The 18,999-nt window shown below is 70.8% G+C and carries 18 protein-coding genes; 11 read left to right on the top strand and 7 right to left on the bottom strand.

Annotated features, from left to right (window positions below; genetic code table 11):
• Positions 1-618: 618 nt before the first annotated feature.
• Positions 619-942 (top strand): ferredoxin FdxA, encoded by a 324-nt coding sequence (fdxA, locus tag LDO26_RS09235; protein WP_232130795.1) that lies wholly within the window; start codon positions 619-621, stop codon positions 940-942.
• Between the two features lie 79 nt (positions 943-1,021).
• Here the strand turns inward: fdxA and LDO26_RS09230 are convergent, their stop codons facing one another.
• Entirely contained in the window at positions 1,022-1,537 is a 516-nt protein-coding gene (locus LDO26_RS09230; protein ID WP_232130794.1) for a hypothetical protein, read from the bottom strand.
• A 22-nt stretch (positions 1,538-1,559) separates the two neighbouring features.
• Positions 1,560-2,465 (bottom strand): 4-hydroxy-tetrahydrodipicolinate synthase, encoded by a 906-nt coding sequence (gene dapA, locus LDO26_RS09225; protein WP_232130793.1) that lies wholly within the window; start codon positions 2,463-2,465, stop codon positions 1,560-1,562.
• A 221-nt stretch (positions 2,466-2,686) separates the two neighbouring features.
• On the opposite strand from dapA, the gene LDO26_RS09220 reads away from it, so the two are divergent.
• From LDO26_RS09220 to LDO26_RS09185, 8 genes are all read left to right on the top strand, one after another.
• Positions 2,687-3,259, top strand: coding sequence for a glycine cleavage system transcriptional repressor (locus LDO26_RS09220; RefSeq protein ID WP_255682127.1), 573 nt, complete (start codon positions 2,687-2,689; stop codon positions 3,257-3,259).
• An 88-nt stretch (positions 3,260-3,347) separates the two neighbouring features.
• Positions 3,348-3,824, top strand: a complete 477-nt coding sequence (locus tag LDO26_RS09215) for a peroxiredoxin (protein ID WP_232130792.1) — start codon at positions 3,348-3,350, stop codon at positions 3,822-3,824.
• Between the two features lie 265 nt (positions 3,825-4,089).
• Positions 4,090-5,490, top strand: a complete 1,401-nt coding sequence (locus LDO26_RS09210; protein WP_232130791.1) for a PhoH family protein — start codon at positions 4,090-4,092, stop codon at positions 5,488-5,490.
• Between the two features lie 188 nt (positions 5,491-5,678).
• Entirely contained in the window at positions 5,679-5,930 is a 252-nt protein-coding gene (locus LDO26_RS09205) for a helix-turn-helix domain-containing protein (RefSeq protein ID WP_232130790.1), read from the top strand.
• The gene (locus tag LDO26_RS09200; RefSeq protein ID WP_232130789.1) at positions 5,927-6,610 is read left to right on the top strand and encodes a YoaK family protein; all 684 of its coding nucleotides are present in this window, start codon (positions 5,927-5,929) and stop codon (positions 6,608-6,610) included. Before LDO26_RS09205 ends, LDO26_RS09200 begins: the two co-directional genes overlap by 4 nt.
• 74 nt (positions 6,611-6,684) lie before the next feature.
• A complete protein-coding gene (gene thiD / locus LDO26_RS09195) occupies positions 6,685-7,464 on the top strand; it encodes a bifunctional hydroxymethylpyrimidine kinase/phosphomethylpyrimidine kinase (protein WP_232130788.1) in 780 nt (259 codons plus the stop codon).
• Positions 7,461-8,318 carry an alpha/beta hydrolase family protein gene (locus LDO26_RS09190; RefSeq protein ID WP_232130787.1) on the top strand — a complete coding sequence of 286 codons (858 nt, stop codon included), beginning with the start codon at positions 7,461-7,463 and terminating at the stop codon, positions 8,316-8,318. Before thiD ends, LDO26_RS09190 begins: the two co-directional genes overlap by 4 nt.
• A 73-nt stretch (positions 8,319-8,391) precedes the next feature.
• Positions 8,392-9,681 (top strand): nucleotide sugar dehydrogenase, encoded by a 1,290-nt coding sequence (locus LDO26_RS09185; RefSeq protein ID WP_305068823.1) that lies wholly within the window; start codon positions 8,392-8,394, stop codon positions 9,679-9,681.
• Between the two features lie 181 nt (positions 9,682-9,862).
• Here LDO26_RS09185 and LDO26_RS09180 read toward each other — a convergent pair whose 3' ends face one another.
• On the bottom strand, positions 9,863-10,573 hold the full coding sequence (locus tag LDO26_RS09180) for an EF-hand domain-containing protein (protein ID WP_232130786.1): 711 nt from the start codon (positions 10,571-10,573) through the stop codon (positions 9,863-9,865).
• Here LDO26_RS09180 and LDO26_RS09175 point away from each other — a divergent pair.
• Positions 10,572-11,474 carry an arginyltransferase gene (locus tag LDO26_RS09175; protein WP_435594058.1) on the top strand — a complete coding sequence of 301 codons (903 nt, stop codon included), beginning with the start codon at positions 10,572-10,574 and terminating at the stop codon, positions 11,472-11,474. The genes LDO26_RS09180 and LDO26_RS09175 overlap by 2 nt on opposite strands.
• A complete protein-coding gene (locus LDO26_RS09170; protein ID WP_435594057.1) occupies positions 11,474-12,700 on the top strand; it encodes an endonuclease/exonuclease/phosphatase family protein in 1,227 nt (408 codons plus the stop codon). The genes LDO26_RS09175 and LDO26_RS09170 overlap by 1 nt, the downstream gene beginning before the upstream one ends.
• Before the next feature lie 57 nt (positions 12,701-12,757).
• On the opposite strand, the gene LDO26_RS09165 is transcribed toward LDO26_RS09170, so the two are convergent.
• The 4 genes from LDO26_RS09165 to LDO26_RS09150 form a co-directional block, all read right to left on the bottom strand.
• Positions 12,758-14,440 carry an ABC1 kinase family protein gene (locus LDO26_RS09165; RefSeq protein WP_232130783.1) on the bottom strand — a complete coding sequence of 561 codons (1,683 nt, stop codon included), beginning with the start codon at positions 14,438-14,440 and terminating at the stop codon, positions 12,758-12,760.
• Positions 14,440-14,952 (bottom strand): CinA family protein, encoded by a 513-nt coding sequence (locus tag LDO26_RS09160; protein ID WP_232130782.1) that lies wholly within the window; start codon positions 14,950-14,952, stop codon positions 14,440-14,442. Before LDO26_RS09160 ends, LDO26_RS09165 begins: the two co-directional genes overlap by 1 nt.
• 157 nt (positions 14,953-15,109) lie before the next feature.
• Positions 15,110-17,638, bottom strand: a complete 2,529-nt coding sequence (locus LDO26_RS09155; RefSeq protein ID WP_232130781.1) for a TonB-dependent receptor — start codon at positions 17,636-17,638, stop codon at positions 15,110-15,112.
• 361 nt (positions 17,639-17,999) lie between these two features.
• Positions 18,000-18,989: a zinc-dependent alcohol dehydrogenase family protein gene (locus LDO26_RS09150; RefSeq protein WP_232130780.1), complete on the bottom strand. Its 990-nt coding sequence runs from the start codon at positions 18,987-18,989 to the stop codon at positions 18,000-18,002.
• Between the last annotated feature and the right edge of the window lie 10 nt (positions 18,990-18,999).

The raw sequence follows: 18,999 nt of genomic DNA, 5'->3' as shown, positions 1-18,999 counted from the left end.
GCCGCCAGGCGCGGGCCTTTTTCATGATGCGACCGAAGGGATGAGAACCCGGGTTCGACAGCGGCGCCCGGAGCGCCGCTGGACAGCCGCAGGCTGCCCGAAGGGCGCGGCACAGGATGTGCCGCGTCAATCCCGTAGGGAGCGCCAATCATGAAAAAGGCCCGTACCGCCAGGTGCGGGCCTTTTTCGTGATGCGACCGCAGGGATGAGAACCCGCAGGGTTCGACAGCGGTGCCGGGAGCGCCGCTGGACAGCCGCAGGCTGCCCGAAGGGCGCGGCACAGGGATGTGACGCGTCAATCCCGTAGGGAGCGCCAATCATGAAAAAGGCCCGTACCGCCAGGTGCGGGCCTTTTTCGTGATGTGGCCGCAGGGTTCGACGGCCGGGGTCCCTGATCGCAGGTCGGGGCAACGCCCCCGACGCCGGGGCTTCCGGCCGGGCCGGACCGCCGGGCGCCATGGCGCCTCGCGAATCCGGACACCGCGCACGTCGGCCGCGTGGGGCCGACCTACCGGAGATCAGGCGACCTTCTGCAGCACGCGCAAATGCGAACGCTTCGCACCGTGCGCCGGAGCGCTGCCTTAAACTGCGCGCAGCGATTGCCCGCACGAAGCTGCCATGCCCTTTGTCGTCACCGAAAACTGCATCAAATGCAAATACACCGACTGCGTCGAGGTCTGTCCGGTCGACTGTTTCCACGAAGGCCCCAATTTCCTGGTCATCGATCCGGACGAGTGCATCGACTGCACCCTGTGCGAGCCCGAATGCCCGATCAACGCGATCTATCCCGAGGACGACGTGCCCGCGGGACAGGAAGCCTTCGTCGCCCTCAATGCGGAGCTGGCGCGCGACTGGCCGGTGATCACCACCCGCAAGGATCCCGCGCCCGACGCCAAGGACTGGGAAGGCAAGCCGGACAAGCTGCCGCTGCTGGAACGCTGATCCGGCCAGGCCATCGGCAACAACGGAAACGGGCGCCTCAAGCGCCCGTTTCCATGTACGGCAACCGCGGGTGCGGCTGTCAGTTGGCCAGCCCCGCCTGCAGCGCGGCGAGCAGGCGCGTCGGCGCCTCGCCGGTCGCGGCCTGGCCGCGCGCATCCACCGCGGAGACGAACACGCCGCCATCCTGGGCCGCGGTCACGCGCACCAGGAACTGGCTGTCGCCGTACTGCACGTCGTAGGTGCCGACGATCTGCGCACGGCTGGTCACGGTCACGCCGTCGGTGGCCTCCAGCACCTGCCCGACCCGCGCGAACACCGCGTCGCGCTCGCCCTGCACCGCGAAGCCGTTGGCGGTGCCGGCAACGGCCGGGCCGGTGGTCGAACGCGTCACCGAACCGGGCGCCGGCGGCAGCGCCATCGCGCCGTCGGTGGCGGGACGGTCGAGGTCCGGCGGCACTTCCAGCGGCCGGGTTTCCGGGCTCTGCGCATACAGCGCGTTGTCCTTCTTGAACCAGCGGCAGCCGCTGGCACCCACGACCGCGACGGCCAGGCATGCGATGGCGACGTAACGGATGGGGGAATTCGATGAACGCATCAGTGGTGATCTCCTGCAGGAATCAGGCTGCGCGCGACGCGCGGCACGACCGTTCCAGGTCTGCCGCCAGTCGCGTCGCATCGTCGGCCAGCGCGTGGTGCGCGTCGGCCAGGGAAGTCAATGGCAGCCGCAGGCCATGGCCGAAGCCCTGCCGTGCGAGTACCGCCTTGACCGGAATCGGATTGGACTCGATGCCGGCAAACGCATACAGCGGCTGCAGGCGTGCGTCCCAATCGCGGGCATCTTCGCGACTGCCGGCGCGTGCGAGATCGGCGAGATGACGGAACGCGGCAGGAACGACGTTCGACACCACCGAGATCACGCCGTCGGCACCGGCCAGCATCGCGCGCGCCGCGGTCGCATCGTCGCCGCTGAGCACGGCGAAGCCGTCTCCCCGCAGCGGCAGCAGCGCCTGCATGCGCGCCTCGCTGCTGTCGGCTTCCTTGACCCCGACGATGCCCGGGTGCGCCGCGAGCACGGCGGCGGTGTCGGGCAGCAGGTCGCTGCCGGTGCGCGCCGGCACGTTGTAGAGCACCACCGGCAGCCCGCCCTCGTCGGCGACCGCGCGGTAGTGCGCCACCAGTCCGGCCTGGGTCGGACGGACATAGGGCGGCGTGACCACCAGTGCCGCATCGATGCCGAGTGCCGCGGCGCGGCGCGTCTGTTCGATGGTGCGAGCGGTTCCCGACAGACCGGTACCGGCGAGCACCGGTACCCGTCCGGCGACAAGACGCAGCGCGGCGCGGACCAGCCAGTCGTATTCATCATCGGTCAGGGTCGCTGCCTCGCCGGTCGAACCGGCGACCACCAGGCCCTGCGTGCCCGCGGCCAGCTGGGTCCCGACCAACCGCTCCCATGCCGCCGTATCGAGCTGCCCGGTGGCGGTGAAGGGCGTCGCGAGGGCGGTGATGCTGCCGGAAAGTCGCAAAAGTCGGATTCCGTTGGGCGGTTGGCGTTGGGTGCGGCAGGTCGCCGGCGGCGAACGTGCCCGGCCGGGCTGTCGCGCGGGAAATGCCGGCCGATGTTACTTGCGGCCGCGAAGCGCGGGCAAGTATGCTGGCCGCGGTGCCCGGTCCGAGACCGGGTCGCCGTTCACCCAGCCAACGTCGAAACGACGCTGTCGTACCGATTCCCGCCGCGGACGCCCCCTTGACCGATTCCGAACCAGATACCGCCTCCCGGCCGTCGCCGAACGAAAACTACCTGCTGATCAACGCGTACACCACGCATCCGGCCTCGCCGCTGCTGTCGGTGTCGCGGCGCATCGCCGACAGCGGCTGCAACCTCGTCGATACCCGCCTGTCCACGGTCGGCCGCGACGTCTCGGTGACCGCGCTCGCCAACGGCTCGTGGGATGCGGTGGCCAAGCTCGAAGCGATGATGACGCGCCTGGAGCGCGAGGAAGGCCTGAAGCTGGTGTGGTACCGCACCGGCCCCAAGCCCGTGCAGTCCAACCTGCTGCCCTACGTGGTGGAAGTGGTGGCCGCCGACAAGCCGGGCATCCTGTTCCAGCTGGCCGACTTCTTCGACCGCCAGGGCATCACCATCGAGAGCCTGCACTCCTCGCGCTACCGCGCGATGCAGACCGGCGCGGACATGTTCTCGGCACAGGTCACCATCGGCATCCCGTCGAACATGCACATCGCCGCGCTGCGCGACGATTTCCTCGAGTTCTGCGACCATCTGAACCTCGACGCGATCATGGACCCGATGAAGTTCTGACGATGCAGGCACGCGACACCTTGCGAATCGCCCATGCTTTGCGCATTGTGATGCGCACCCACCCCGGCGCCGGATCCATGCACCGTCGATGAGCGCAACCAGGCTCGCCAAGTCAACGCTGGACCTGCCGCTGGCCCTGTCCGGCGGCGCCACCACCACCCTCGCCGCGCACGCCGGCCGCTGGCTGGTGCTGTACTTCTACCCCAAGGATTCCACGCCCGGCTGCACCACCGAGGGCCTGGACTTCAATGCGCTGCTGCCGCGCTTCCAGGCGCTGGATGCGGACGTGCTGGGCGTCTCGCGCGACTCGGTGAAGTCGCACGACAACTTCTGCGCGAAGCAGGGCTTCGCGTTCCCGCTGGTCAGCGACGCCGACGAGGCGCTGTGCCGCGCGTTCGACGTGATCCGCGAGAAGAACATGTACGGCCGCAAGGTGATGGGCATCGAACGCAGCACGTTCCTGCTCGACCCCAGCGGCCGGGTGGCCGCCGAGTGGCGCAAGGTCAAGGTCGCCGGCCATGCGCAGGCCGTGCTCGACGCGTTGCAGGCGGCCCGGGCCAGGTGATCGCCCGCGAAGTCAGGACTCGCCGCCGTCCCGGTCCCCGGGCCATGGCGGCGCGGTCGTGTGCGCATCGCCGGCGGCATGCATCACCGCCGGCACGCGCCCTGTCCGCGCGCGCCGTATCGGCGTGCATCGCATCCGCCCGCTCACCGTCCGCCCGTTCCGACCGGCGCTCCAACCGTCGCTCCAGCGCCGTGTCGCCCCATCGCGGCACGGCATTTCCGATGTTCCCGCTCCTCACCCAACAGGGATTGTCGACACCCTCATGATGACCAAAGGCAAACGCGTCTACGTCCTCGACACCAACGTGCTGATGCACGACCCGACCGCGCTGTTCAAGTTCGAGGAGCACGATGTCTACCTGCCGATGCAGGTGATCGAAGAACTCGACAACGGCAAGAAAGGCACCACCGAGGCCAGCCGCAACGCGCGCCAGGTCAGCCGGTTCATCAACGAGCTGCTCGAGGCCGCCGGCCCCGACGCGATCGCCTCGGGACTGCCGCTGCGGCGTCCCAACGGCCTGCAGCTGCGTGGCGCGCAGAGCATCGGCAAGCTGCGCTTCCAGACCACCACGCCGCAGGAGGACACCACGTCCTTCGGCGTGGTCGCGCCGGACAACCGCATCCTTGGCGCGATCCTCGCCCTGCAGCGCGAGGAGCCCGAGCTGCCGGTGGTGTTCGTCTCCAAGGACATCAACCTGCGGATCAAGGCCGCGATCGCCGGCATCGCCAACGAGGACTACGAGAACGACCGCGCGCTCGACGATTTCAGCCTGCTGTTCACCGGCGCCAGCGCGCTGCCGGAGGATTTCTGGTCGCGCCACGGCAAGGACCTGAAATCCTGGACCGACAAGGGCCGCACCTTCTACGAGGTGACGCTGGGCGAGGACCAGGACTGGCACCCGAACCAGTTCCTGTACCTGCCGGGCGACCAGGAATCGGAGTTCCGCGTGATCGCGATCGAGGACGGCCGCGCGACGCTGCAGATCGTCGACGACTTCCGCAACGCCCAGCACGCGGTCTGGGGCATCAACGCGCGCAACCGCGAGCAGAACTTCGCGCTCAACGCGCTGATGGACCCGGACATCGACTTCGTCACCCTGCTCGGTACCGCCGGCACCGGCAAGACCCTGCTCGCGCTCGCGGCCGGGCTGGCGCAGACGATGGACCAGCAGCGCTACCGCGAGATCATCATGACCCGCGCGACGGTCAGCGTCGGCGAGGACATCGGCTTCCTGCCCGGCACCGAGGAGGAGAAGATGACGCCGTGGATGGGCGCGCTGACCGACAACCTCGAAGTGCTGACCCACAACCAGGAAGGCGGCAGCTGGGGCCGCGCGGCGACCAACGACCTGCTGGCCAGCCGCATCAAGATCCGCTCGATGAATTTCATGCGCGGCCGCACCTTCCTCAGCCGCTACCTGATCCTCGACGAGGCCCAGAACCTGACGCCCAAGCAGATGAAGACCTTGGTCACCCGCGCCGGCCCGGGCACCAAGATCGTCTGCCTGGGCAACGTCGAGCAGATCGACACGCCCTACCTCACCGAGACCACGTCCGGCCTGACCTACGCGGTCGACCGCTTCAAGAACTGGGCCCACAGCGCGCACATCACCCTGCGCCGCGGCGAGCGTTCGCGGCTGGCCGATTTCGCGTCCGAGGTGCTCTGAGAACCTGAGCGGTTCGCTTCAACGCCCGGTCGAGCCACGCGGGGCGGGGCCGGCCCCGCCCCGCGTCCGATCGGGGCGGCGTCACGCGGGCGCAAGATGATGTCCCATGCATCATCATGCAGTCCCTGAGCTTGCATGGTGATGCCCTGTCTGGTCGAATGGACCGGCTCCGACATTGGCATCCGCCCATGATCTCCGCCGCCCAACTGCGCGCCGCGCGCGCCCTGCTCGGCATCGACCAGCGCACGCTGGCGGCGATGGCCGGCGTGTCGCTGCCGACGATCCAGCGCATGGAAACCAGCCAGGGCAACGTGCGCGGCTCGATTGCCACGCTGACCAGGATCGTCGAGGCGCTGGACGCCGCCGGCATCGAACTGATCGGCAACGCGCAACCCAGCCAGGGCACGGGCCGCGGCGTGCGGCTCAAGACGCCGGCATGACCGAGCGGCTGCCAGGCTGGGTCTGGACCGGTGCCGTCACGCTGGCCTGCATCGCCGGGATGGTCAACGTGGTCGGCTATCTCGGCTTCGAGCACCAGGCCGTCAGCCACCTGACCGGCACCACCAGCCTGCTCGGCGCGGCGCTGGTGGAAGGCGACTGGCGCTCGGTCCGCCACCTGTGGGCACTGCTGATCGCGTTCTCCTTCGGCGCGATGCTCAGCGGCCTGATCATCCAGGACAGCACGCTGCGGCTGGGGCGGCGCTACGGCGTCGCGCTGGCGCTCGAAGCGGTGCTGCTGGCCGCGGCGGTGCCTCTGTTCATCGCCCAGCAGCTCAACGGCGCGTTGCTCGCGGCGATGGCCTGCGGCCTGCAGAACGCGATGGTCACCACCTACAGCGGCGCGATCGTGCGCACGACCCATCTCAGCGGCATGTTCACCGACTTGGGTATCGGCCTAGGCCACCTGATCCGCGGCATGCCGCTGCCGATGCGCCGGCTGACGCTCAGCGGCCTGATCATCAGCGGCTTCCTGGCCGGCGGCATCCTCGGCGCCTGGCTGTTCCGCCAGATCGGCTACCACGCGCTGCTGATTCCCGCGGCGCTGACCGGCATCACCGGCCTGGGCTACACCGTCTACCGGCACTGGCGGATCACCCATCCGGGGCCGCCGGGCCAGTGAACCCCGCCGATGCGGCGACCGGGCTGTTGCACAATGCGCGGATGGACAACGACCGTTCCCGCCCCCGCTCCGTGATGACCATCGCCGGCTCCGATTCCGGCGGCGGCGCGGGCATCCAGGCCGACCTGAAGACCTTCGCCGCGCACGGCGTGCACGGCCTGTCGGCGATCGCCGCGCTGACCGCGCAGCACACCCGTGGCGTCACCGCGGTGCATGCGCCACCGCCGGCGTTCCTGCGCGCGCAGATCGACGCCTGCTTCGACGACTTCGACATCCGTGCGATCAAGGTCGGCATGCTGGCGACGGCGGAGATCGTCGAGGCCGTCGCCGACGCGCTGGATGCGCATCCGGACGTGCCGGTGGTGCTCGACCCGGTGATGATCGCGACCTCGGGCGCCAAGCTGCTCGACGACGATGCGCTGGACGCGCTGCGCAGCCGGCTGCTGCCGCGTGCCGCGGTGCTGACGCCCAACATCCCCGAGGCGGCGCTGCTGCTCGGGCGCGCGATCGACGATGCCGCGCAGGCGCGTGCGGCGCTGGACGCGTTGCTGGCGGACGGTGCACGCGGCGTGCTGCTCAAGGGCGGCCACCTCGACGAGGGCGAGCGCGTCGTCGACCGCTATCGCGACCGGGACACGCACTTCGAGCATGCGGCGCCGCGTCTCGACATCGACGGCCACGGCACAGGCTGCACGCTGTCGTCGGCGATCGCCGCGCGGCTGGCGTTTGGCGACACGCCGGCCGATGCCTGCCGCGCCGGCATCGCCTACGTGCACCGCGCGATGCGCGACGCCTATCGGCCCGGCGACAGCGCGGTCAGCGTGCTCGGGCACCTCGGGCCGATGCGCGCATGAACGATGTCGCCGCGCGCGTCGAGGCGCTGCAGACCGGCGACGGCCACCGTTTCGAGCTGATCGCACGGATCCCGGCATCGCCGCGGCGCGCATTGCTGTGGCTGCCGGCGATGGGCGTGCCGGCGAAGCACTACCTGCCGTTCGCCGACGCGCTTGCCGCACGCGGCGTCGCGGTGTTCCTGCACGAGTGGCGCGGCATCGGCTCCAGTTCGCTGCGCGCCGGACGCGATCGCGACTGGGGCTACCGGCAGCTGCTGTGCGAGGACATCGCCGCAAGCCAGGCGGCGATGCGGGTGCAGTGTCGCGACCTGTCGCGCATCATCGGCGGGCACAGCCTCGGCGGGCAGCTCGCCTGCTGCCGCCTGGCGCTGGACCCGGACGCGGCGGACGCGCTGTGGCTGGTCGCCAGCGGGGCGCCGTACTGGCGCGCGTTTCCGCCGCCGCAGCGCTGGCTGCTGCCACCGCTGTACCGCTTCCTCGACTGGCTGGCACAGGCCCGGGGCGTGCTGCCGGGGCGGCGCCTGCGCTTCGCCGGCAACGAGGCGCGCGGCGTGATCCGCGACTGGTCGCGCAGCGGACTTTCCGGCCGCTATCGCGCCGCCGGTGTCGACGCCGATCTGGAACTGGGCATGTCCCGGGTCGAGGTGCCGGTCCGCGCGGCCTGGCTCGACGGCGACTGGCTCGGCCCCGAATCCTCGCTGCGCTTCCTGCTGGGCAAGCTCGCGTCGACCCGCGTCGACGTCGTCCGGATCACGCCCGCGGTGCTCGGCGCGGCCGCGGACCATTTCACCTGGATGCGTCACCCCGGAGCGATCGCCGACTGGCTGCTGTCGCATCCCGGACCCGCGGACTGACCGCGACCCGGCCGGCCCGGACGCGCACCGGCGCTCGGCTACACTGTCCGATTTCCACGAGGTTTCCCCAGCGATGAGCGCACGCCTGCCTGCACGCGACGACATCCGCATCGCCGTCATCGGCCTGGGCTATGTCGGCCTGCCGCTCGCCGTCGCCTTCGGCCGGCATCACGACACGCTGGGTTTCGACATCGACACCGCGCGCGTCGCCGCGCTTCAGGCCGGCAACGACCACACCTGCGAACTGTCGGGCGAGGCCTTGCGCGCGGCCACGCGGCTGGCGTACAGCAGCGACGCCGCGGCGCTTGCGGGCTGCAATGTCTTCATCGTCACCGTGCCGACCCCTGTCGATGCTTACAAGCGGCCCGACCTGTCGGCGCTGGAGAGCGCCAGCCGCGCGGTCGGCGCCGTGCTCGAGGCCGGCGATGTGGTCATCTACGAGTCCACGGTCTACCCGGGCGCGACCGAGGAGATCTGCGTGCCGCTGCTCGAGCGCGCGTCGGGCCTGCGCTACCGCGAGGATTTCCACGTCGGCTACAGCCCGGAGCGGATCAACCCCGGCGACAAGCTGCACCGGCTGGAGAACACGCTCAAGGTCACCAGCGGGTCGGACCCGGCCGCTGCCGACTTCGTCGACGCGCTGTACCGGGACATCGTCGAGGCCGGCACCCATCGCGTGTCGGGCATCCGCGTGGCCGAGGCCGCCAAGGTCATCGAGAACACCCAGCGCGACGTCAACATCGCCCTGGTCAACGAACTGGCGCTGATCTTCGAGCGCCTGGGCCTCGACACCCACGAGGTGCTCGAGGCGGCGGGCACGAAGTGGAACTTCCTGCCGTTCCGGCCGGGCCTGGTCGGCGGGCACTGCATCGGCGTGGACCCCTACTACCTGACCCACAAGGCGCAGGAGATCGGCTACCACCCCGAGGTGATCCTGGCCGGCCGCCGCATCAACGACAGCATGGGCCTGCACGTCGCCCAGCGCGTGGTGAAGCTGATGCAGCAGCGCGGCATCCAGACCGCGGGCGCGCGCGTGCTGGTGCTGGGGCTGGCGTTCAAGGAGAACTGCCCGGACCTGCGCAACACGCGCGTCATCGACGTGGTCGAGGAACTGCGCAGCTACAACGTCGAGGTCGACGTGCACGACCCCTGGGTCGCACCGGCCTATGCGCAGAGCGAATACGCACTGGACATGGTCGCCGCGCCGGCCGCCGGCCACTACGACGCGGTCGTGCTCGCCGTCGCCCACGACCAGTTCACCGCGCTCGGCGCCGCCGGGCTGCGCGCGTTCGGCAAGCCCGGCGCGGTGCTGTTCGACGTCAAGGCGACGCTGCCTGCGGACGAGGTCGACGCCCGGCTCTGAGCGGGACACCGCGCCGCAGTCTCCGCGTCGAAGGCATCGGGGGGCGTTGCCCCGACCTGCGATCGAGGCTCCCCGGCGATCGGCGAGGAATCAGAAAAAACGCCCCGCAGGTCTGCACCTGCGGGGCGTCGCGTTGTTGCCTGTACCGCGAATCGCCGATCGCGCGGAAGACTGCGTGGAATCAGCGGCGCGCGTGGTCGGGCTTGAGCTCCTCGCGGCTGAGGAAGCCGTCGCCGTTCTCGTCGAGCCAGGCGAAGCGCTCGGCCAGGCGCGGCATCTTCTCGCTGACCTCGACCCGGCTCAGCTTGCCGTCGCCGTTGAGATCGGCCTGCTGGAACCAGGTGGCGAAGCGAGCGTCGGCCTCGGTCTGGCGTTCGGCCCGCTTGGCCTGGTGCCAGCTGCGCAGCTCGGCGCGGGTGATGTAGCCGTCCTTGTTGCCGTCGATCGCGTCGAAATCGGCAACCAGGCCGAAACCGCGCGCCGGTGCACCGGCCGGGCCCTGGCCGCGCGGCGCACCGCGCTTGCCGGCCGGGCGCCCTTCCGTGCTGCGGGCCGCGTCGGCGCGGGCGCCTTCGGCACGTGCGGGACGCGCCGCCTGGCGTGCGTCGCGGCGTGCCTGCACGGCCTGTTCGCCGGCTTCGGCCTCGGCACGGCTGATGCGGCCGTCGTTGTCGGTGTCCAGCCGCGCGATGCCGTCGAATCCGCCGGCCGGGCCACGCATGCCATGTGCACGGTGCGGTCCGCGGCGCGGGCCGTCGTGGCCCGCCTTGTCGGCGGACTGCGTCGTGGCGGTGGCCGCCTGCGGGGCGGGATCGGCGGCGGAGGCGACGGCCGCGATCGAGAACGTCAGGGCCGCGAGCACGGCGGCGGTGAGTGTGGTGGTCTTGGTCATGTCGTTTCCTTGTCGCGGCACTGCGCCGCCCAGTGCACCGATCAACGCCCCGTCCCGCGCAGGCGTTGACCGGCGTCCCGCGCCGTTCAGCCGCGGGACGGCGAGTCGCGGCAATCGCAACGCCTGCGACGGCCGGCGCTATGCTGGCCCCATGCAGACCACCGCCCGCGCCGAGCCGGAGACGACCGACATCGTCGACATGCGCCTGTTCCACACCGGCGCCCACGCCTGCGGCTACCTGCAGGGCCGCAACGCGCGCGACCTGGTGCTGGATCCGCGCGACCCGCGGCTGCCGCGGTTCTATCCGCAGGCATTGCGCTGGGGCTTCCGCCGCTCCGGCGACATCGTCTACCGCCCGCACTGCGAGGGCTGCCGCGCCTGCGTCGCGGTGCGCATCCCGGTGGCGCAGTTCCAGCCCAACCGCAGCCAGCGCCGCACGCTGGCGCGCAACGCCGAGATCGAATCGCGGGTGGTGCCGGCCGAACGCAACGACGAGCGCCTGGCGCTGTACCGGCGCTACCTGCGCGCGCGCCATCCCGGCGGCGGCATGGATGGACACGGCGCGGCCGAGTTCGACCAGTTCCTGATCGGCAGCTGGAACGACGGCCGCCTGCTCGAACTGCGCCTGCACGGCCGGCTGGTCGCGGTCGCGGTGACCGACCTGTCCGACGACGCGCTGTCGGCGGTCTATACCTTCTTCGACCCCGACGAAGCGTCACGCGGCATCGGCACACTGGCGATCCTGCGCCAGATCGCCTGGGCGCAGCGGGAACAGCGGCAGCACCTGTATCTTGGCTACTGGATCGATGGACACCGGAAGATGGACTACAAACGCAATTTCCGCCCGCTGGAAGGGTTCGACGGCCGCCATTGGCGGCCCATGCCGGCACTGACGCGATGATGCGCACGCCCCTGCTGCTGGCCCTGTTGGCGCTGGTGCTGGCCGTCGCCGCCTGCGTCCGCGTCAACGTGCACGGCGAGCGGCCCGCCGCGGCGCTTCCGGCAAAGCCTGCCGGTGCATTGCGCATCGCCTCGTACAACACCTCGCTGTACAGCGACGAGGCCGGCGGCCTGATGCAGCGGCTGCAGGGCGACGATGCCGGCGCGCGCAGGATCGCCGCGGTGCTGCAGCAGGTGCGTCCGGACATCGTGCTGCTCAACGAGTTCGACTACGTGGCCGACGGCAGCGCCGCCGCGCTGTTCCAGTCGCGCTATCTCGCCCGCACCCAGCCCGGCGGCGGCGCGCCGCTGCACTACCCCTACCGCTACATCGCGCCGGTCAACACCGGCGTGCAGAGCGGCCTGGACCTCGACGGCAACGGCAGCGTCGGCGGCGATGGCCGCGACCGCGGCAACGACGCCTGGGGCTACGGCCTGCATCCCGGCCAGTACGGCATGCTGCTGCTGTCGCGCCATCCGATCGACGCCGACGCCGCGCGCACCTTCCAGCACCTGCGCTGGAGCGCGATGCCGGGAGCGAAGCGCCCGGTCGACCCCGACAGCGGCCGCCCGTTCCACGCCGACGCGGTGTGGTCGCAGCTGCGGCTGTCGTCGAAATCGCACTGGGACGTGCCGGTGCGGACGCCGCAGGGCGTGCTGCACGTGCTGGCCTCGCACCCGACGCCACCGGCGTTCGACGGCCCGGAGAAGCGCAACGTCGCGCGCAACCACGACGAGATCCGGCTGTGGACCGAATATCTGTCGCCCGGTCCGCACGACTGGCTGTGCGACGACGCCGGGCGCTGCGGCGGCCTCGACGCGGATGCGCGCTTCGTGATCCTCGGCGACCTCAACAACGACCCGGTCGACGGCGCCGGCGACCACGAGGCGATCGTCGGCCTGATCGAGCATCCGCGCGTGCTGCGCATGCCCACGCCGCGCAGCGACGGTGCGGTGGAGGCGGCCGAGGCCGCCGGCGCGGCGAACCTCGAGCATCGCGGCGCACACGCGCACGACACCGGCAGTTTCGGCCCGCGCGTGGGCAACCTGCGGCTCGACTACGTGCTGCCCTCGGTCGGCCAGCGCGCGGTCGCCAGCGGCGTGTTCTGGCCGCGCAGCGACGCCCCGCATGCCGACATCGTCGACGGCACCGACCATCGCCTGGTCTGGGTCGACGTGGCGCGCTGAGACCGCGCCCGCGGGATGCATGTCCCGGCAGATCCGCAGAGCCGGGCTTGCCCGGCCCTACTTGCGCCGGCCGCTGCGCCAGATCGACAGCAGGATCCACACGCCGCTGAGCGCGGCGCCGACGAAGCCGAGCACGCCCAGCGTCATCAGCCAGCGATTGCTGCCGCCGCCGCTGACGCTGTTCATGACGATCGACGAACCGATGATCAGCGCCGCGGTGACCACGCCGACGGTCAGGCGGTTGGCGGCGCTGTTGACCTGGTCGCCGAAGGCCTTCAGCGACGGCACCTCGATCTGCCCGCGCAGGCGGCCGCGGCGCGCCGACTGCAGCAGCCGGCGCAGGTCGCGCGGCAGTTCGCCGAGCAGGTCGACCGCGTTCGACAGCGTGCGCCGGCCGCGCCGGGCCAGCGCCAGCGGCGAGTAGCGCTCGGCCATCTCGCGGCGCAGCCAGGGCCGCGCGGCGCTGGTCATGTCGAAGTCCGGGTCGAGCTGGCGCCCCAGCCCCTCCAGCGTCAGGAACGCCTTGATCAGCAGCGCCAGGTCCGGCGGCAGCATCAGGTCGTGGCGGCGCAGCAGCACGGTCACGTCGGTCAGCATCGCGCCCATGCGCAGGTCCTTCAGCGGCACCCCGCGGTACTGGTCGACGAACAGGTCGATGTCCGACTGCAGCCGGCCCTCGTCGGTGTCGTCGCTGTCGGTCCACGCCAGCAGCACGTCGCAGACGGTCTGCGGATCCTGGCTGACCAGGCCGTACAGCAGTTGCGCGACCTGGAAGCGCAGCTCCGGCGCGAGCCGCCCGACCATGCCGAAATCGATGATGGCGATGCGCCCATCGGCCAGGTAGAACAGGTTGCCCGGGTGCGGATCGGCATGGAACAGGCCGTCCTCGAACACCATCTTCATGACGATGTCGGTACCCAGCAGCGCCAGTGCGTGGCGGTCCAGCCCGGCCGCATCCACCGCGGCCATGTCGCCGCCGGCGATGCCGTGGATCATCTCCTGCACGTTCAGGCGCTGGCAGGTCCATTGCCAGTACACGCGCGGAACGACGACGCGCGGGTCGTCGACGAAGTTGGCGGCGATGCGCTCGGCGTTGCGGCATTCGGCGGCGAAGTCCAGCTCGCGGCGCAGCGAGGCGTCGAACTGGCGCACCACCTCCACCGGCCGGTAGCGGCGCAGGTCCGGCGCCTGCGACTGGGCGATCTCCGCCAGCCGCGCCAGCAGCCGCAGGTCGGCCTCGATGACCTCGCCGATGCCCGGCCGCCGTACCTTCAGCACCACCGCGGTGTCGTCGTGCAGCCAGGCGCGATGCGCCTGCGCCAGCGAGGCGGCAGCCAGCGGAATCTCGTCGACCCGCGCGAACACCTCGTCCGGCGGCCCACCGAGATCCTCGGTCAGCTGCGGCAGGATCTGCGCATACGGCAGCGCCGGCACCTGGCTCTGCAGGCGGCTGAGCTCGGCGATCCAGTCGGGCGGCAGCAGGTCGACGCGGGTCGCCAGCACCTGCCCCAGCTTGACGAAGGTCGGCCCGAGGTCCTGCAACGCATGGCGCACGCGCACCGGCGCGGACATCCGCAGGATCTCCTCGGTGTGCTCGATGTGCAGGAACTTGCCGGCGCGCTCCAGCGCGCCGGTCATGCCGATGCGCTGGACCACGTCGCCGAAGCCGTAGCGGATCAGCACCGCGGCGATCTCCTGGATGCGGCCGAGATCGCGCACCGTGGCCAGCGTCTCCCACATCAGCCCGCCTCCAGCAGCGACACCAGGCCGTCGAGCGCGGCGGCGACGGTGCGACGGCGTACCGCATCGCGGTCGCCGTCGAAATGGAACAGCTGCGCGCGCGCATAGCCGCCGCGCCGCTTCCAGCCGATCCACACCGTGCCCACCGGCTTGTCCTCGCTGCCGCCGCCCGGGCCGGCGATGCCGGTCACCGCGACCGCGACCGTCGCGCCCGAGTTCACCAACGCGCCCGAGACCATCTCGATCGCGGTTTCGCGGCTGACCGCGCCGTGGATTTCAAGGGTCTGCGGGTTGACGCCCAGCAGCGCCTGCTTGGCCTCGTAGCTGTAGGCGGCCATGCCGCAGTCGAACCAGTCCGAGCAGCCGGCGATGTCGGTGACCGTCTTGGCGATCCAGCCGCCGGTGCAGCTCTCGGCGGTGACCAGGCGATGGTGCGTATCGCGCAGCAGCTGCCCGGTACGCTCGGCCAGCGCCCACAGCGCGGCATCGGAAGGAGGTTCGGTGTGGCTCATCGCATCGGCGGGCGGCAGGGGTCTGCCGTTGTACCGCAAAACGCGCGTGGCGTGGTCGCACGCGGATGTCGGCCGGCGCATCTCCTGCCGTCCCCGCATGCGCGGGCGACGACGGGACCCAGGGCGGGCCGGATCCGGCCCGCCCCCGGCTGTGCGCTCAGTAGCGCAGGCGCAGCGTCATGCCGTAGGTGCGCGGCGCACCGAGGAACGCGTTCCACGAACCCGCCTGGATCGGCGCGTCGATGCCCACCTGCTTGTAGGTCTCGTCGGTCAGGTTCTGGCCCCAGAACTCCAGCATCCAGCGCTGGTCCCGGCGCCCGAAACCCAGGCGCGCATTGACCAGCGTGTAGGCGTCCTGCAGCTTCTCCGGATCGAGGTCCGAGCCGGTGTTGTACTCGGACATGTACTTGGCGCCGATGTTGAAGCGGGCCTGCAGGTTCGCGCCGACGTCCCAGTCGTAGGTCACCGAGGCGTTGCCCGACCAGCGCGGCGCGAAGCTCATCTGGTTGCCCGGCAGCGCCACCAGTTCCGGATCCGGCAGCAGGTCGTCACCGTACTCGGTCTTGGCGTAGGTGAAGCCGCCCTGCACCATCAGCCCGCGGACCGCCGGCTGCCACAGCACTTCGGCATCGATGCCCTGCGAGGTCACCTTGGGGATCGAACGCACGACGAACGCGGTGCCGAGGAAGCTGTTGAGCTGGAAGTCCTCGTAGGTCTGGTGGAACAGCGCCGCGTTGAACAGCAGGTTGCCGTCGGCCCAGGTGGTCTTCAGGCCCAGCTCGTAGCTGTCGACGAACTCGCCCGGGAACGAGGTGTCGTCGACCGGGACGATGCCGGCGACGCCGCCGGACAGGCCGTTCGACGACTGCACGCGGTCGAGGTTGAAACCGCCGGCCTTGTAGCCGCGCGCGGCCGACACGTAGGTCATGACCTCGTCGGACCAGTCGTAGGCGACCTTCAGCGTGCCCGACCACTCCTTCTCGGTGCGCTCCTGGTAGGTGCTGCGGCCGTTGTGGGCGACGTTGGCCCAGGGCAGGCACATGAAGCCGGCGACCTGCGGCGCGATCGCCGGCACCAGCTGCGACAGCAGTTGCTGCTGCAGCGCCGGCGGCAGGCTGCCGAAGCCGTTGATGCGCTGCGCCAGCGCGCCGCCGACGCGCGCGGCCGGGTTGGCCAGCGTCGCCGCGCAGGCCGGGCTGCCGTTGGGATTGGCGAAGTCCGACTGCAGGGTCTTCTTCTCGCGGGTGTAGCGAAGGCCCAGGGTGACGTCGAGCGCATCGGTCACGCGGAAGGTGTTGTTGGTGAAGATCGCCGCGCTCTTGGCGTTCTGGGCGTAGCGGTCGAGCGCGCCGACGCCGGTGTAGTTGCTGCCGTAGGGCAGCCCGCTGACCTGCGACAGGAACGTCGCCGGATTGGCGGTGTCGACGGTCAGCCCCAGCGGCGCCAGCTGCTGGGCCATGCCGGCGAGGACCTGGCTGCCGACCAGGGTCGACAGGTAGGGCTCGTAGACGCTGCCCATGTAGTAGGAATCGTTGCGGTCCAGGTCCTCGTCCGAATAGAACAGGCCGACCATCCAGTCGAGGCGGTCGGTCGAACCGGTCAGGCGCAGCTCCTGGCTGAAGTTCTCGAACGCGACCAGCGAGGCGTCCTCCTCCGGCGGCCGGTACATGATGTCGGCGGCGGAGTAGTCGAAGTCGATGCTGGTGATCGCCTTCCAGTCGCGGAACGCGGTGATCGAGGTCAGCACCGCGTCGTTGGCCCACGGCGTGGTCCAGTTGACCTCGGCCGAGACGCCCTTGTCCTTGATGTCCTGCTCGGTGGTGCGGTTGGCGTAGGCCAGGCGCCGGTCGAGATCCGGCACCGGGATCACGCCCTGCCCGCCCGGCGTCAGCGCATCGATGATCGCCGCGGTCGGGCCGCGATGCGTGGTCACCGAGACGCAGCAGTTCTCCTCGCGGCTGGCATAGTCGGCGATGATGTTGATGTCGAGGTCGGGCGTCGGCTCGAACAGCAGCTGGCCGCGCAGCGCGTGGTAGTTCTGGTCGCCGTCGTCGGTTTCCCGGCGCGGCCCGCCGGCGGTGAACACGTTGTCGACGCCGTCGCGCTTGCGCTTGGTGGCGTAGATGCGGAACGCGCTGTTCTCGCCGAGCGCGTCGTTGTAGGCGCCGGCCACGCCGACGTGGCCGTAGTTGCCGACGGTGATCTCGCCCTCGACCGACTGGGTGTAGCTCGGACGCCGGGTGATGACGTTGATGACGCCGGCCGAGGTGTTCTTGCCGAACACCGTGCCCTGCGGCCCCTTCAGCACTTCGATGCGTTCCAGCTCGCCGAGGTCGCCGAAGCCCACGCTGTTGCGCGCGCGGTAGACGCCGTCGATGACGATGCCCACCGACGACTCCAGCCCCGGATTGTCGCCGACCGTGCCGATGCCGCGGATGCGCGCGGTGGTCTGCGCCGCCGACTGCGTGCTGGTCACGGTCAGGCCCGGCACCAGGACCTGCATGTCCTTGACGTCGCGCACGCCGGTGTCCTGCAGCAGCTGTTCGGTCAGCACGTTGATGACGATCGGTACGTCCTGCAGCGCCTCCTCGCGCTTCTGCGCGGTGACGGTCATCGTCGCGAGCGTGGTGGGCGTGTCGTCGTCGGCGGGCGCCTGCTGCGCATGCGCGACCGACACGTGGGACATGGAAACGACCGCCGCCATGACGGCAACGGCAAGCAAGTGGCGCTGTGGCTGGCTCTGCAGCATAGGGTCCCCCCGACCTGGAACGTCTGGATTGTCTGGTTGGCGCGCATGCATCCCGCGCATGCGCGTTCGCTCGGACATGCCGTCCTGTTGTGGGGGGACCGGCCGGCATGCAGACCCCGATCCGGGGCCTTGAACGAAACGCTAACACACTTCCGGACGCCTGCGTATGCACTTTCGGACAGGGGTGTCGCGGCCGCTCGACCGGCGCATCAGCACCCGTTGCAGGCCGGCGCGGCGCGGTGTCCCGGGGCCCGCGGCACGCCCGGAACACGACACGGAAAACGCAGCGCTGGCCCTGTCAGGGCACCAGCACCGCAGCACCGTGCAGGCGGCCGTGGCGCAGGTCGTCGAGCGCGGTGTTGGCCTCGGCCAGCGGATAGGCGGTGGTGGTGGTCCGCACGCCTGCCGCGGCGACGACCTCGCCGAAGAAGCCGCGCGCATCGTCGCGGGTGAGGTTGGCGACGGAGACCAGTTCGCGCTCCTCCCACAGCCATGCATACGGGAACGACGGGATGTCCGACATGTGGATGCCGCCACAGACCACGCGTCCGCCCTTGCGCACCGCGCGCAGTGCGGCCGGCACCAGTGCGCCGACCGGTGCGAACAGGATCGACGCATCCAGCGGCTCGGGCGGCGCATCGCCGGAACCGCCGGCCCAGCAGGCGCCGAGCGAACGCGCGAACGCCTGGCCCGACGCATCGCCGTCGCGGGTGAACGCATAGACCTCGCGCCCCTGCCAGCGCGCGACCTGGGCGAGGATGTGCGCGGCGGCACCGAAGCCGTACAGGCCGAGGCGGCGGCCGTCGCCGGCCCTGCACAGGCAGCGCCAGCCGATCAGGCCCGCGCACAGCAATGGCGCGGTTGCCACGGCCTCGTCCGGCGCATGCGCCAGATCGACGCAGAACGCGGCCCGCGCCACGATGTGGCTGGCGAAGCCGCCATCGCGGGTGTAGCCGGTGAACTCGGGCGAATCGCACAGGTTCTCGCGGCCGCTGCGGCAGTACGCGCAGTGTCCGCAGGTGCCGCCGAGCCAGGGGACGCCGACCCGCGCACCGAGCGCCGGCGCGGTGACGCCCGGTCCCTGGCGCTCGACGATGCCGACGACTTCATGGCCGGGAATGATCGGCAGCGGCGCCGGCGGCAGTTCGCCGTCGACGACGTGCAGGTCGGTCCGGCAGACCCCGCAGGCCTCGACCCGCAACCGCACCTCGCCCGGTCCCGGCTCGGGATCGGGCCGGGTTTCCTCGACCAGCGGCCGGCCGGTCTGTCGCAATACCATCGCGCGCATCGCGCACCTC

This window comes from Proluteimonas luteida (assembly GCF_021191695.1).
Taxonomy (GTDB): Bacteria; Pseudomonadota; Gammaproteobacteria; order Xanthomonadales; family Xanthomonadaceae; genus Luteimonas; species Luteimonas luteida.
Note: the sequence above shows the minus strand (reverse complement) of the source record. Positions and strands in the feature narration are given on the sequence as shown.

Coding starts and splice junctions, on each gene's coding strand:
- LDO26_RS09200 (WP_232130789.1), top strand. CDS start 5,927: ATGACCGAGCGGCTGCCAGGCTGGGTCTGGACCGGTGCCGTCACGCTG.
- LDO26_RS09160 (WP_232130782.1), bottom strand. CDS start 14,952: ATGAGCCACACCGAACCTCCTTCCGATGCCGCGCTGTGGGCGCTGGCC.
- LDO26_RS09170 (WP_435594057.1), top strand. CDS start 11,474: ATGCGCACGCCCCTGCTGCTGGCCCTGTTGGCGCTGGTGCTGGCCGTC.
- LDO26_RS09180 (WP_232130786.1), bottom strand. CDS start 10,573: ATGACCAAGACCACCACACTCACCGCCGCCGTGCTCGCGGCCCTGACG.
- LDO26_RS09150 (WP_232130780.1), bottom strand. CDS start 18,989: ATGCGCGCGATGGTATTGCGACAGACCGGCCGGCCGCTGGTCGAGGAA.
- LDO26_RS09230 (WP_232130794.1), bottom strand. CDS start 1,537: ATGCGTTCATCGAATTCCCCCATCCGTTACGTCGCCATCGCATGCCTG.
- LDO26_RS09155 (WP_232130781.1), bottom strand. CDS start 17,638: ATGTCCCACGTGTCGGTCGCGCATGCGCAGCAGGCGCCCGCCGACGAC.
- fdxA (WP_232130795.1), top strand. CDS start 619: ATGCCCTTTGTCGTCACCGAAAACTGCATCAAATGCAAATACACCGAC.
- LDO26_RS09215 (WP_232130792.1), top strand. CDS start 3,348: ATGAGCGCAACCAGGCTCGCCAAGTCAACGCTGGACCTGCCGCTGGCC.
- LDO26_RS09190 (WP_232130787.1), top strand. CDS start 7,461: ATGAACGATGTCGCCGCGCGCGTCGAGGCGCTGCAGACCGGCGACGGC.
- LDO26_RS09175 (WP_435594058.1), top strand. CDS start 10,572: ATGTCGTTTCCTTGTCGCGGCACTGCGCCGCCCAGTGCACCGATCAAC.
- LDO26_RS09210 (WP_232130791.1), top strand. CDS start 4,090: ATGACCAAAGGCAAACGCGTCTACGTCCTCGACACCAACGTGCTGATG.
- thiD (WP_232130788.1), top strand. CDS start 6,685: ATGACCATCGCCGGCTCCGATTCCGGCGGCGGCGCGGGCATCCAGGCC.
- LDO26_RS09205 (WP_232130790.1), top strand. CDS start 5,679: ATGATCTCCGCCGCCCAACTGCGCGCCGCGCGCGCCCTGCTCGGCATC.
- LDO26_RS09185 (WP_305068823.1), top strand. CDS start 8,392: ATGAGCGCACGCCTGCCTGCACGCGACGACATCCGCATCGCCGTCATC.
- LDO26_RS09165 (WP_232130783.1), bottom strand. CDS start 14,440: ATGTGGGAGACGCTGGCCACGGTGCGCGATCTCGGCCGCATCCAGGAG.